This window comes from Methanosarcina barkeri MS (genome assembly GCF_000970025.1).
GTDB lineage: Archaea > Halobacteriota > Methanosarcinia > Methanosarcinales > Methanosarcinaceae > Methanosarcina > Methanosarcina barkeri.
On sequence record NZ_CP009528.1, the window covers coordinates 3,701,881 to 3,715,291 of the forward strand.

The window sequence follows — 13,411 nt, forward strand, 5'->3', positions numbered from 1 at the left end:
ATCTCCACATTTTCGTCAAAAAAGATTAATTTTCATTGTTTATTTCAATCCGGGATTTTATGTTCCCCAGGCCATTTGCCCGAAGAAATTTAACCGGATTGAAAATACTTATTGAATTATTTGTAAAACCTAGTCGGATTGAAAAAACGTATTTATAAAATCTAGCCGAATTGAGAGAGTTTAAATGGTCACTGGTTTTCTACCCAGGATTTCATTTCGTCATAGAGGAATTTTTCAGCAGCCTGCACCTTTTCCAGAGAGCCACGGAGAACCAGGAGTTCTCTTTCTTCACTGTTTGCTATACCTACAAACATCTTTCTGGTAACAGGTTCAAGCCCAAACTCTTCAACAATATCGTAAATAATAGACACAACCGTGCCCGGAGGGATTATTAGGTCATACAGTTCTTCAAGATTCAGATCCCCGCATTCTTTTTCTTTTTCCTTTTCAAGTTGCTTTGAGGCAATTAACTCTTCCAGATTAAGTGTCTTGTGCATCCTGGGGTCACCTTCTTATTTTTCCTTTTTATTTTCCTTCCATTTTTCTGTTTGCAGCTTCTATCAGTTTCGATCAGCTTCAATCAAAAGAAGCAGGCGTAGTCAAGCGGAAAGGATTTTTGTTCGTTCATTGATAAAGTAATGAACATTGTTAAAGTAATGAATAAAGTAAATCAAACTAAAAATTACGATATTGAACGTTGAGATATCTCAGGTAGTTAATCAGATCTTTTTGTATCAACTTATGATAGGTATAATCATATTTATGATTGATTCTCATGGGCATTATCTGTTATGGCCTGAATATTTTAAATTCAAATTATATAACCATTAACTTATAAAATTGTATTATAATTCATGAAGCTAAGCCACGACTCTATATGATTAGTGAGAACTTGATGGTAGTGAGAACTTGAGGGCGAAAGTAGAGAAAACCGTATTCTTGACTTCCGTGCAAAGAATATCTGAGAAATAATTCAATCCCATATCAAATAATAACCAATGTTAAATACGAGCAGAGTTAAAGTATTAGAGGTACAACTTAAAAAAATAATAACATCTCCTTTACTTATTATGAACCGGAACGTAAGTAAGCATACTGCAATTTAAAGAAATATAGAAAAACGTAAGGGAATGTGAGGAAAAAGGTTCTAAGCAAACCGATTCTGAGCAAACTTTATCTGAGATGAAACTCTCTTATAAGAGGATAGCAATGCAGCAGTATAAATTGAAGCGCGGTTTTAAGCCTGATATTGACAGGATTTATTCTGTAATGACGGAATGTTTTTCCGGGGAGATCTCCAGAAACGAAGGAGTCCTTGAAACTTCCTATGGAGCTCTGTCAGAGATTAAAGTCTGGATTGAGAATAAAAAACTCTCTGTGGACACCGTTTCCGATAACGCAGTAACCGATGATGAAACTGTCATCCAGACCAATAAGTCCTTCCGGGATTTCCTGTATAAGGCTACCGGCTACACAGCAAAAGAACGAATAAAAAATGCCAAGAAAGAAGTCAGTGGGGAGTAAAACTCCTGACGACTTAATCTTATTTTGAAATTTTTTCTACCTGACACCCCCTATCTGGAGGTATCTTTCTGAGTGACGATTTTCTGGAAAAACTGAAGAGCTTTGAGATTCCCACCTGCCTGCGGGTCTGCTGCGGAACCGACGGCTCAGTGACCTTCCTGCTGGAAATAATGACCCGAAAAACGGTAAGTGTAATAACTGAGTCTCAGTATACCGTTAAGGCTGACAAAACAATTGCTGCCCTTCTATGCGTGGAAGAGGGCAGTGAGGTAAACGAGAGGGTAGTCAGGCTCTCTGCAGGGAACACAACTTTTGTCCATGCAAGGTCTCTTTCTCCTCTGGAACGCATGCCTGAAACCATGAAGGAACAGCTCATGCGTGCGGACATCCCGATCGGCCGGATCCTGCGCAGTCATAACCTTGAGACCAGGCGCGACATGACCGAACTTGAAATCCTGGAAAGACAAAACACCTTCGACGGCATACCTGTTCTTTCCCGTTCCTACAAGATAGTCCACAATAACCACGTCCTTATGTGGATTAACGAGCGCTTCCCTATCGATGAGCGCTGGAGCTTATAAAGAAAATATCAGGAAAAGACGAACCAAATAACAAAATTGGAATATAATAGCTTTTTCGAAGCAATTTTTCGATTTATTTTATGGCAAACTTGCAAATTTTGTAGCAGTCCGGGAGAAAATCCCACCTATTTCTGCTTTCAGTCGAAACCTTTATATCTCTGCTGTGATATTTTGGAGATGCTCTTTTAGCATCAGTGCCTTGGTGGCTTAGGGGTATAGCGCGTCCTTGGTAAGGACGAGGTCGCGGGTTCAAATCCCGCCCGAGGCTTAAGTCTATCAGTATAATGCCCTACTTTTTTAGGGTTTATTGGCTTATAAGGATATCCTTATCAAAAGTCAATTTCCCTCATTTCGTATTTTATAATCGATTTTTTACTCTCGAAGGGAACATATATTCAACTAATTCGGGTATTGCTTCTTTTGAGATCCCAAAGGAATCCATTAAGGTCTTTTCAGGGTTTTCAGGCAACTTGCCTGCAGATAACAGTATCCTTTTAATGTACTCTGCGAAGTCCTCTAATGTTAAGGTTTCTGTGACCTTTATGTTTTTGACAATATATGTGAGAATTTCTTGCCTTTCTCTAAAATGCTATTTCTCTAATACATTAACTTCTACATTCAGATACAGAACTTGTCCAGAGTCAGGACTAACGGTTTTAATATACATTTTTCTCGCCTCCTTCCCCGGGGCAAGGTATTAAGGATCAGAACACCAAATAGTATATTGCTTGTATCTATGTCGAATGTCCTGGGTTGCTTGTTCAGAGACCGGAAGAATGTAATAATCTCCTTTTCTGATAACTTGAGCAGGAGAAGATATAGTCCAATCTTTTTTATCTTCTTTCATCTCGTTTACAAGTTCGCGTTTGATGCCGCTACAATTATCTTTGTCTACCATTATGTAATATCTTTCACCCATAGTATTAGTGTCATATTCCATTCTATAGTTCCGAGTCATGTCATAGTCTTGAAGAATGGCTTTTACTTCTGACTCAGAAATTCCATCTTAAATTGAATATACAGACCACCTACTTGGGAATTGGAATACTGAGTTTGTGAATTAACTGGAGCTTTTATAAATTGTCCAGCAATCATCACGAGAATAAAAAAATAATAAAAAAAATAATTTCTTTATTGATTTTGCTCATATCAACACCTGAAAAGTGAAGATGATTCGATAAACCCATAGTTTGCTGTCTGTATAAGATATAAACAATCACTGAAACCAGAAATTTATCGAACTTCTCTTAGAAATTTTAAGGCTTCACATATATACGTTTTCTTTCTTGAGCACCATTGACTTCCACCTTTCGGGAACCAGATCCAACAAGCTATGGATCATTAATATAGATGTGATATGATCCAATAACAGTATCACCGTATCCATAACAAACTCGAAAATGATTTGGACTTGTAATCATAGTGAAAAACGGTCTGTAATTGTCGATCTCAGTTTTAGCGGTCGTAAAACTCATAGTAGTACTATTTTGTGTGCCCCGCTGCCCTAATCCACCCTGTTGCTGAATAAGCTGCTTATGTTTTTGCCTTCTTATGACTTATATCTCCTTTCTCTGGGCTTTTCATGGGTTGGTTGAGGGATAAAGGCCTTCTTGGGAGAGAGTCAGGTTCTGTAAGAAAGGGAAACTGCCGGGAAGATCGTCAAAGAAGTTGATGAAAAAATAATTTTCAAAAAAATCATCTATCACATGAGTACATATGTTATGTTAAAACATGTGTATTTTGGAAGATTTAAGAGAGAAATAAAGCGGAAAGAGAGAAAAATAGATGAAATTGCACAGGTTTTGTTACAAAACCTGTGTATATTAGAAACATAAATATTTTTAGAGAATGAAAAAAAATGGGGAAACAGAAAAACGAAATAGGAAGAAAATATCTAAAGATGGCATTTAACACATCCCTGCACTAATTAGCAGTCACCAAGAAGATGCTAAAGGTTCTCAATGACAAGATTATGAAAAAATTCATGCTCTAATTCGAGAAGAAATAGGAGTAGAATCAATCGTATCTTTAAGAGTAAGGAAAAGAAAGAAAATGTTAGTGTATAAACAAAAAAGCTGTAAAAATAATTTTATAAAACTAAGGATTTCTACAGAGTCGAAAGCTTGGTGTTTTTAAGTACCTAAAATTTAGTTGATACTCTAAACAATAGGTTACCAATCTCCAGTGACTTGGAGTATTACCCCACAATATCATCCAGACCTACAATCAAAACTTTCTCATTTGTTTCGAGTTCATTTTTTATCCTGATTGCATACCTCTCCAGAATATAATTCTCTCCAACAACCCAGGGCGCTGATCCATCTCCAAACTGGATATAACACATAACAGCCTTTTTCAACTGAAGGTTATTTTTTTCCACCATTGCGAGAACATTTTCATCTGGACCAAATTCTTCAGATAACATAATTATGTTATAATTTCCTTTTTTGATTTCAACTACAGAAGTCCAGTTTTCATCTTTCCTTAATTCATATATTTTATCTTCATCAACTTCTATGTAGTACATTCCTCGCCCAATATTAGAATTATAGTCTATGGTATAATTCACGGGTATGTCGTAATTTTCAAGAATGGCTTTAACTTCCGCCTCACTAGTTTCATTTTCAAATTGAATAAATAAACCAGGTGTTTTAACTTCTTGAGATTGCATCATCAGTGCTAAGAAGGTTAGAAGAGCAATAAAAACAACAATTACTTTGCTAATTTTATTCACATCAATCACCGAAAAAATGAGGAGTTTTAACTCCTCACATATATACGTTCAATTTCAGAACCGAATGCCTCCCAATAAGGTACACAGAAATATATGGGATTAGGATTACCTATACGCAAATATTCATTCGAACCACTTATTTTGTATCCACGACACATTCGAACATGACCTGGAACTCCACTCGCGAATTTAGCGATTTCTCTTGATTTATTCATAGCTGTAGTGGCATCAAAAGGTTTTGGCTCAAATAAAACAAGTTGGACTGTTTGCCCAAGCCTTTTATCTGCAGCAATGTCGATTATACCTATCAGGGTTTTATTTTTATATACAGAAAATTGATAATACAACTTTTGACCAGTTGGATCGTAGAGCTCCAGTGGTTTGGAATCAATAGATGCTCCTGTCCAGTTTTCAAATCCTGATGTGTTAGTTGCGATAAAGTCTATCATATTTGCATTAGCATGCTTAAAGGCTTCCTCAGCAGTTACAGAGTAATTATCCTCTGTCTGTGCACTTACCTGGTATCAATGCAATACCAACCAACATTGTCAAAAGAAGTATGCTTATCTTAATTTTGTTCTTAACCATATTTTTCCTCCTGTTTAGCACCCAAGAGGTAGAATCAGACAAGCTTAAATACACGCAAAGCTAACATGATCACTGCCTCTTAGAGCGTATTTTATGGAGTTTGGGTGATAGCTGGAAAATACTTTTAAACTCCATAAATTCCTCTTACTTACTTCTTTATAAGTTTTCTGTGTAAATTTTCAAACAATTCGATTTTCGAACTAATTTTGAATCTGAAACTAGTCCTTGACCATTGTCAGTTGGATGATTTGGCTAAAAACTTTATATATGGGTACTCGATTGATGTCATATTTTGTATTATTATAAAATTTAAAAGTAACACAAAGTAAAATCCATTAAGTCAATACTTGTATTGATTTATACCTTAACTCCAATGTTTTGTGGGGGATATATAGAGATCTTATCAAGAGGATGGTAATTTTCAACTACAAGTGCCTCAATGCCAAAAGTACTATAAATTGATTCCCAAATTCTTTACATAGCTTTCAAAAACTCAATGATTAAATTAGAACAGTAAAAGCTTTATGCAGGCCAAAACTGAAGGGAAATAATTGTTTACTTCCTTAAGTATCTTCTAGGCTTTAGTGTAATCTTCAAGTTTACGAAAACTGTATATTCAATAAGTTGAAAATTAATTTGTTTTCAAATGCGATAGACTTCATTATAAAAAATACATATTTAATATATTCCCTGTTGAGTGGGAATATAATTTTCGCTCGTTTTCTCATCAAAATCGTAATCAAATGGACCGAAATTACTTAGAAAAAATTAGATATCTTAATATATTCCCTACAAAAAATCGATCTCTTAAAGTCATTTCAGTTGCCATTATTCCCGACTCCCTTAAATTTTATCAAGACCTACCGGTACTGAAGCTATTTTTTAACATATTTCTGCCTCTCATGAAGGCCAAAAACAGCAATTGAAAAGAAAAACAGCTTAATGAAAACGTTTATAAAAATAAACGTTACATTACTTAATGGCTAGTTAAGTAGTTCTGTTAAGCCGCTTTTCTCGGAATTGCCGCTTAACAGGCCACTTTCTTATTAATTTCTTCTTTTTCTTTTAGATCCTTTACAGCTTCATCGTATGCTTTCCAAATCTTCAAACCATGCTCTTGTGCATAATCTGCAATTTTGTCATGAGTACTTCTTTTAATTTCAGGTCTTAACATTCCTTCTCGCATAAATTACCTCCTTAATTAAGTGTACATCTCTATGTTTAGTCTAATATATAAACCTTTGGTAAAATAAAGAATATTAGAGCTTTATTTCAGAAATAAAGCTTTAATAGAGATTTAAACTGAGGGTGCTATGCCGTATAAAGGGCATTGTACTCTCAGTCCAAAGCCTCACCTTTATTCTTTTTTTCTGCGACCTTCTTCGCATACATTTTTTGCATAATTCCTACCGCCTCAGGGCTTCTCAAGAGTACTTCCATAAGCTCAGGTATCTTATTTTCCAGTTCCTCAAGTTCAAGAGCTACAGCTAAATCAAGAATACGTCCGCACCTTGAGCAAAATTTAGATGTAGGACTGTTGATCTTTTCACATATTGGGCAGGTCTTACTGGTAAGTTCCGGGATCATGTCTTCTTTTTTCGTCATGCCATAGATCCGGAGCATAGCATCATCTACCTGTTTCCCGGAAAGATGAACATAGACACTGGGCATATCTGAACCATGAACCCATCCTAAATGAGCTTCCATTTGAGATTCAGTCAAATGTTGGGCAAGTTCTGTACTTCTGGAATGCCGGAAGAGATGATTATAGACTCTCTTTTTAATTCCAGCTTTTTCCGTAAGCATACCTATGAGCTTTCGAAAAGCAGAGTACTGCATAGGTTTGCCGTTACACTTTCCCCTAATAAGAATCCATAGATAAGCATCCGGATTATCTTTTTGTGGGTGAATATCCAGCCAGGAAGCCAGGTAAGGAACCGAAAAAATTACCCTTACTCTTATCATTCCGGTTTTGCCATTGACGGTTAAAATAGCTCCATACTGATCAAAGCTTAAATGTTTGATCTTAATAAGTTCTCAATTCCATTTTCGGTTATTAACTTCTGTTCAAACTAAATTATTTAGGGTTATTATTTCCTTTTACGGAATTTAGAGCGGGGGCGCGAACATAATTCATTGCTTGCAGTGGGGAGCGCCAGCACAACTTTGATTAAAGCAACTTTTTCCCATCGTAAATGCATTTAATTTTTTCAACTGTTAGTTACTGATTGTTTTTATGTGAATGAGCTGTTGTGTTTTTTGATACTTTAAATTATAGTCATACTTTGAGTACCAGCCAATACAGGTTAAAATTAGAAGGAAAGGATTAAAAAATATGAGAATGTAATCATTAGCTATATTTTTTAAATGTTGGGTGGAGAAGGAAAATAGATGACAAATAAGAAAAAATTGAATTCAATGCCTTTAACAACATCAATCTTATTTTTTCTAATTCTCGGCTCATGTGTGGCATCGGCTGGAACAGAAACTCGACTCACGCAAGGTGAGCGATTAACTACCGATACTGGTGGAACGCCAACCTCCTGGTACTGGGATTTCGTGGGTGGCGCCAATCCAAAGCAATCCACGAACGCAACCCAAACTTTTACGAATCCAGGGATGTATAACGTTACTTTAACAGTAGCAAATGAAGCAGGCAATAGTAAGGTGACGAAACCGAATTGTATTACTATAGCTCCCCAACAAGAACCAGTGGCAGATTTCGCTACGCCTAACAGTACTATAGTATATGGTTTCTGGCCCAACTGGCCTTACCTTGAATCCTATCAACCAGATTGGGATACCCTAACTCATGTTTCATATTCTGAATGGACTTTAAACAGTGATGGTACAATTACGGACCCAGGAAATATGAGTCACTATTATGCAGTTAGGGACCAGGCGCACCAACATGGAGTAAAAATAACACTGTGTATATACTCAAGTGATCCATATGCAATGGACAGTGTAATTGCAAACCACCAAACAGATTTCATAAACAATATCTCAAATTCGTTACAAATGTACGGTGCAGACGGAGTAAATTTAGACCTGGAAACGCCGACCGATATAAACAGTATCACAGGAACTTCAAATGCTCCTCTATTTGAAAATTTAATGGCGAATCTTTATACAACATTAAAAACTGAGAATCCCGCTTATCATATTTCTATAGATACTCCCTGGGGTATAAAACATGCTGCGACCTTCAAAAATGCAAATCTTAAAAAATATGTAGATTCCGTTTTTCTAATGAGTTATGATTATTGTAATCGTAGAACCACGGCTCCCAATTCGCCATATGACAGTCCAATACAATATGATGCGATCGATTCAGTAAACGAAACATCAAAATATTTTAATAAAAATCAAATAATATTAGGTTTGCCATTTTATGGTTATGATTATTCGACCGATTCCAATCAACCAGGAGCAAACATAACCAATGAACAGGCCATACATATAGAAGATGCTATTAATAATTCTCAGATTTATGGCAGAATTTGGGACTCGGATTCCAACACTCCCTGGTATTTTTATAAAGCTGGTGATACATGGCATCAAGTATGGTACGATGACGATGAATCACTTAGATTAAAATATCAATATGCAAAATCCGAAAATCTAGGTGGAGTAGGGTTCTGGGCTTTGGGATACGAAAGAAATTATTCTAACATCTGGAAAGTGTTTCAATTAGATCCCGTAGCAGACTTCAGCACCAGCGTCACGAGTGGATATGCCCCTCTCTCAGTCCAGTTCACCGACTTGTCGCAGCACGCAATATTAAGGAATTGGAACTTTGGAGATGGAACTACTTCAACTGAGAAAAACCCATTGCATATTTACTATGCAGCAGGAACCTATATTGTTAACCTGACAGCAGGCAATGGAAATAATACTGCCTCAAAAACTGCTACAATAACCGTGTTTGAAGAAAACAGCTCAAGCGATGATGGTAGTGGAAGTGGCCATAGCAGCTCTAGTGGTGGAGGAAGTGGAGGAGGTGGAGGCGGTTCTCCGGAGCTTCAAAGTAATGTCCAGGTAAAGGAACTTTCACAAGCTGCTGTTATAAATGGAAAATCTGTAAAGTTCAATTTCTCAAAGAATGCAACCTGTGTTGTGTATGTGAGTTTTGATGCAAAGAAAACCTTTGGGAAGACCACAACTATTGCTGAACAGCTCAAAGGGAAATCTTCTCTGGTTTCCATACTGCCCGATGGTGAAGTCTACAAATCCTTTAATGTCTGGGTAGGAAATGGTGGAATTGCGACCTCAAAGAACATAGAAAATCCAATCGTGTGTTTCAAGGTTGAAAAATCCTGGGTAAAGGACAAAAATATCGACAAATCATCTATCACTCTTAACAGATACAACGATAAAAAATGGGAGCAATTTCCAGCAAATCTTTCAGGAGAAGATGACAAATACCTGAATTTCAAAGCCAAAACTTCAGGTTTCTCATCATTTGCAATAACGGGTACAGCGAAACCATTATCTGAAGAAACTGTAACGAAAATAAATATTGATGACCCTGAAACAATTAAAATAAATGCTGACAACCCTGAAACAATTAAAATAAATATTGACGACCCTGAAACAATTAATAACACAACGAACAAAGAACCACAAACTGAACAAAAAGAAATTCCGAGAATACCAAGTTTTGAAATATATTACGGAATAGCTAGCCTGTTTGCAGTAATCCTGTATAAAAGAAAGTAAAAAAGCAAAAACCAAAGTTAGATGAGAAAATGGGGGTTTAATCCTCTCATCTTTTTTCAACTTTTCCTTACCCTAAGCTCATTATAAACGTAAAATTTAGATAACGGCTTAATGTTACTTTTTTTCAGTTTAAGTAAATTCTACACAAAAGAGCCATAATTAATCTGAGATTTTTTACTTCAAACAATTTTTTGCTTGAATCCGATTTTGCTGTCATTTATTTCAGTCGAATACACCGCTAGCTTGCTGCAGAGATGGAAAAATTCCTAGGTAACCATTGATGATAATATAATTTCTCAATTCCATTTTCGGTATTAACTTCTGCTCCAATTAAATTATTTAGGGCTATAGTTCCTATAACGGAATTTAGAAAGAAGATGCGAACATACCACATTACTTGCAGAAAGTTGCGCCAACGAAACTTTGATTTTTACTTCTACTTACTTAAAAGATACACGAAATATTAATAGTTTAAATTAATATTAATATGAAAGGCTTTTATATTTTTGACATAATATGCTTATATTGTGGAGATGGATAATACGGGGCTGCTAAGTGATTTTTTCAACTTTCTTAAGGTTCTGTCGCGTCTATGAAAGCTAAGGAATTTTTTCAGTTACAGTTGGACCTATAAAATAACCAGCCCTCGTAAACTTGAAAGTACAGTAAATTATATAAAGAGGTGAAATTTTAATGAGTCACCAATCTCCTCCAAAAAAGAGAGGTCAGAAACCAAAATACGATCATGAAAAAATCGAAGAACTCCTCAAAGCAGGTGAGAAACCCTTTAAGATTATGCTTCTGTTGGGTTGTTCTTATGGAGTTTTACGGTATGTACGAAAGAAAATGGGAAGAAAGAAAGTATAATTTGAAAAGATATTCATTTGTATTTGGTTAAGATACAATCTATAAGAAATGTGTTTTAATGCATTTTCCTGTTAACCTATTATAATAGTCACGAGGCTAAATAATGCAACTGCTCAAATGAGATACAATGAAATTTTTGTTGCAACAATTACAGGCGTGACTATAGGTTTGAGTTTTTTAAGGTGAAAAATATGACTAAAAGACTATTTGCAATCACTTGTACCTTCTTATTCATAATAGGTCATATGTTCAAGCGATGGAAACATATGCAAAAATCTGTTGTCTGGAGAGGATTTCTAAGCGAATCTATGTGGGTAGAGGACTATAGAAATCTCTCACTTTTCAAGAAGTTGATTTTTTGGGTGAATTATCCTTTTTCTTATGCTAAATATTTACGGGTTGTTGTATGGGATCGTATTGACAGATTATGCTTTAGAAATTCAGGAGCAAAATATACTAAAACAAGGATGGAATACCAAAAATCCTGCAAAACACAATAATATAAAAAGTTATTAATTATGCTGTAAAGACTTTACTATTTTATGGCGTTATTTTTCATCAGTCCTTATGTTTTTATCCCAAAATTATTTCGCTTTTTTAGTTTCTGTTATTGCAATAATCTATCGTATATACAGTTGACCCACTATTTCATTTCAACTTCTCCAACTTCGAATTTGTTTCATATTACAGAATCATTCTACATTACCAAAATGAAGCTTAAACTTACTCAACATTTAACTTTTTGTGCCGTTTGCAGCTTTATCACATATCAAACTTTAAAATAATTTTGGATCTATAAAATTATTTTAGGATACAGCACAAAACTTGAGCATTCAAGCGAGAGTTTTAGGGAAAAGCAGTTCACTATTATATAATAGCAAAACTTAAATACCGATACTTACCTCCCCTTGAACATGCATATTCCTTACGAATATCTTGGAAAAATATTCATATATCTGGTTCTATTTGTTCTTGCAGGAACAGGAATCGCCCTGCTCATAGGGGCATATTCCGTTAAAAAACGCAGGATAATTTTTCCGGAGTTCGTGCTGTTTACACTTTATCTTTTCTATTCTCCTGCAAAATGGATCTGCAAAGCTTTCAGGATAAGGGAAACCCTTGTTGACGATATCCTTATTGATGTCCGAAACGCTGTTGCGTATGATGATTTCCGGCATGTTAAAGACAAGAAAATCCTGCTTCTTCCTCAGTGCTTGCGCCATCCGAACTGTAAAGCCAGGTGCGATCCAATCCACGGGTATGAGTGCAAGCGTTGCGGGCTATGTGATATTTCAAGAATCTCCGAGGCTGCTGATAGGTGCAACTTCCAGGTTTTTGTAATACCTGGAGGAAGTTTTGTCAAAAAGATCTTTAACGAATACAAACCTGAAGCCTGCCTTGGTGTAGCCTGCTATAACGAGCTTTCCGAGAATATGCAGGCTGTCTCGTTTATTCCCGTACAGGGTGTTCTTCTTTTAAGGGACGGATGCTTTAATACTGAAGCAAATGTTGAGGAAATAATTCAAAAAATGGAGATGTGCAATGTATAATATTATTGGGGAAGCTCTTTTCATTTTTATCGTTTTATCCCTTATTCTTTCTGGCATAGCTCTGGTTGTCAGTAAAAGGAGCCTCACAGGAAATGTCTACCTTGCAGGTTTTTTTGCAAATATACTAGATTATTTTTATTTGCCTCTAAGGCACCTTTTCCTAAAATTTTCCGATACGCGAATTCTGGATAAGTGGATGGCATCTCTGAAAAACCGAGCCTATAAGTCTGATTTTGCAAAAACAAAAAATAGGATTCTCCTGGCTCCACACTGCATGCGGAGTCTTGACTGCCCGGCTTATTCTACTCAAACCGGGATACAGTGTAAATCCTGCGGGAAATGCGTCTTTACTCAGTTGAAAAAAGATGCTGAAAAATATGGGTATAAATTATTCATTGTTACAGGTTCTTCCTACGTAAAAAACATTCTTAAAATGGAAGCTGCCGACGGTGTCCTTATGATCGCCTGTGATTACGAAATTAATAAGGTCATGCGTGCGCTTAAAGGTAAGGGAGTTGTAAGCTACGGTATTCCTATGGAAAAAGACGGCTGCTTCGGGACAGAAGTAAATTATCAGAACGTCCTGGATGTTTTGGAAAATTTTAAGAATTAAGCAATAATAAGATTTTTTTCCTTTTGGAATTAGTATACGGCTAACGAGATCAGAGTACAGGTACGAGCAAGCCTATTGTTTTCAATCGAGAGAAACAGTTTGACTCTAATTACAAGCCTATTGTTTTCAATCGAAAGAAACAGTTTGACTCTAATTACAAGCCTATTGTTTTCAATCGAGAGAAACAGCTTGACTCTTATTCTTTTGACCTGATTATGTTTCCAAACACAAC

At 36.0% G+C, this 13,411-nt stretch carries 11 protein-coding genes, 1 tRNA gene and 1 pseudogene; 7 read left to right on the plus strand and 6 right to left on the minus strand.

Features of this window, described 5'->3' with window-relative positions; translation table 11 throughout:
- Nucleotides 1-188 precede the first annotated feature (188 nt).
- A complete protein-coding gene (locus tag MSBRM_RS14955; protein WP_048121532.1) occupies nucleotides 189-497 on the minus strand; it encodes a hypothetical protein in 309 nt (102 codons plus the stop codon).
- A gap of 712 nt (nucleotides 498-1,209) precedes the next feature.
- Here MSBRM_RS14955 and MSBRM_RS14960 point away from each other — a divergent pair.
- The 3 genes from MSBRM_RS14960 (at nucleotide 1,210) to MSBRM_RS14970 (ending at nucleotide 2,373) form a co-directional block, all read left to right on the plus strand.
- A complete protein-coding gene (locus tag MSBRM_RS14960) occupies nucleotides 1,210-1,524 on the plus strand; it encodes a DUF5611 family protein (RefSeq protein ID WP_048121534.1) in 315 nt (104 codons plus the stop codon).
- 119 nt (nucleotides 1,525-1,643) lie between these two features.
- Entirely contained in the window at nucleotides 1,644-2,105 is a 462-nt protein-coding gene (locus MSBRM_RS14965) for a chorismate--pyruvate lyase family protein (RefSeq protein WP_329957124.1), read from the plus strand.
- Between the two features lie 196 nt (nucleotides 2,106-2,301).
- A tRNA-Thr gene (locus MSBRM_RS14970) sits at nucleotides 2,302-2,373 on the plus strand.
- Between the two features lie 429 nt (nucleotides 2,374-2,802).
- Here the strand turns inward: MSBRM_RS14970 and MSBRM_RS21485 are convergent.
- The 5 genes and pseudogenes from MSBRM_RS21485 to MSBRM_RS14990 form a co-directional block, all read right to left on the minus strand.
- A complete protein-coding gene (locus MSBRM_RS21485) occupies nucleotides 2,803-3,045 on the minus strand; it encodes a UPF0228 family protein (RefSeq protein ID WP_052712912.1) in 243 nt (80 codons plus the stop codon).
- A gap of 1,257 nt (nucleotides 3,046-4,302) precedes the next feature.
- Nucleotides 4,303-4,839 carry a UPF0228 family protein gene (locus tag MSBRM_RS14980; protein ID WP_048123515.1) on the minus strand — a complete coding sequence of 179 codons (537 nt, stop codon included), beginning with the start codon at nucleotides 4,837-4,839 and terminating at the stop codon, nucleotides 4,303-4,305.
- A gap of 188 nt (nucleotides 4,840-5,027) precedes the next feature.
- Nucleotides 5,028-5,427: pseudogene (locus tag MSBRM_RS22235) on the minus strand (C39 family peptidase); the annotation flags it as partial.
- A 1,027-nt stretch (nucleotides 5,428-6,454) separates the two neighbouring features.
- On the minus strand, nucleotides 6,455-6,613 hold the full coding sequence (locus tag MSBRM_RS20610) for a hypothetical protein (RefSeq protein WP_155396529.1): 159 nt from the start codon (nucleotides 6,611-6,613) through the stop codon (nucleotides 6,455-6,457).
- Between the two features lie 152 nt (nucleotides 6,614-6,765).
- Nucleotides 6,766-7,458, minus strand: a complete 693-nt coding sequence (locus MSBRM_RS14990; RefSeq protein ID WP_080941579.1) for a tyrosine-type recombinase/integrase — start codon at nucleotides 7,456-7,458, stop codon at nucleotides 6,766-6,768.
- Between the two features lie 360 nt (nucleotides 7,459-7,818).
- Between MSBRM_RS14990 and MSBRM_RS18935 the strand changes: the two genes are divergently transcribed.
- The 4 genes from MSBRM_RS18935 to MSBRM_RS15015 all read left to right on the plus strand — a co-directional run bounded on the left by MSBRM_RS18935 (nucleotide 7,819) and on the right by MSBRM_RS15015 (nucleotide 13,179).
- Complete coding sequence (locus MSBRM_RS18935; protein ID WP_069575262.1) at nucleotides 7,819-10,149, plus strand: PGF-pre-PGF domain-containing protein; 2,331 nt, start codon at nucleotides 7,819-7,821, stop codon at nucleotides 10,147-10,149.
- A gap of 693 nt (nucleotides 10,150-10,842) precedes the next feature.
- The gene (locus MSBRM_RS20615) at nucleotides 10,843-11,016 is read left to right on the plus strand and encodes a hypothetical protein (RefSeq protein ID WP_155396530.1); all 174 of its coding nucleotides are present in this window, start codon (nucleotides 10,843-10,845) and stop codon (nucleotides 11,014-11,016) included.
- Between the two features lie 914 nt (nucleotides 11,017-11,930).
- A complete protein-coding gene (locus MSBRM_RS15010; protein WP_048121540.1) occupies nucleotides 11,931-12,566 on the plus strand; it encodes a DUF116 domain-containing protein in 636 nt (211 codons plus the stop codon).
- A complete protein-coding gene (locus MSBRM_RS15015; RefSeq protein ID WP_048121543.1) occupies nucleotides 12,559-13,179 on the plus strand; it encodes a DUF116 domain-containing protein in 621 nt (206 codons plus the stop codon). The genes MSBRM_RS15010 and MSBRM_RS15015 overlap by 8 nt, the downstream gene beginning before the upstream one ends.
- Nucleotides 13,180-13,411: the final 232 nt, after the last annotated feature.

Coding starts and splice junctions, on each gene's coding strand:
- MSBRM_RS14955 (WP_048121532.1), bottom strand. CDS start 497: ATGCACAAGACACTTAATCTGGAAGAGTTAATTGCCTCAAAGCAACTT.
- MSBRM_RS14960 (WP_048121534.1), top strand. CDS start 1,210: ATGCAGCAGTATAAATTGAAGCGCGGTTTTAAGCCTGATATTGACAGG.
- MSBRM_RS21485 (WP_052712912.1), bottom strand. CDS start 3,045: ATGGAATATGACACTAATACTATGGGTGAAAGATATTACATAATGGTA.
- MSBRM_RS20610 (WP_155396529.1), bottom strand. CDS start 6,613: ATGCGAGAAGGAATGTTAAGACCTGAAATTAAAAGAAGTACTCATGAC.
- MSBRM_RS18935 (WP_069575262.1), top strand. CDS start 7,819: ATGACAAATAAGAAAAAATTGAATTCAATGCCTTTAACAACATCAATC.
- MSBRM_RS20615 (WP_155396530.1), top strand. CDS start 10,843: ATGAGTCACCAATCTCCTCCAAAAAAGAGAGGTCAGAAACCAAAATAC.
- MSBRM_RS15010 (WP_048121540.1), top strand. CDS start 11,931: ATGCATATTCCTTACGAATATCTTGGAAAAATATTCATATATCTGGTT.
- MSBRM_RS15015 (WP_048121543.1), top strand. CDS start 12,559: ATGTATAATATTATTGGGGAAGCTCTTTTCATTTTTATCGTTTTATCC.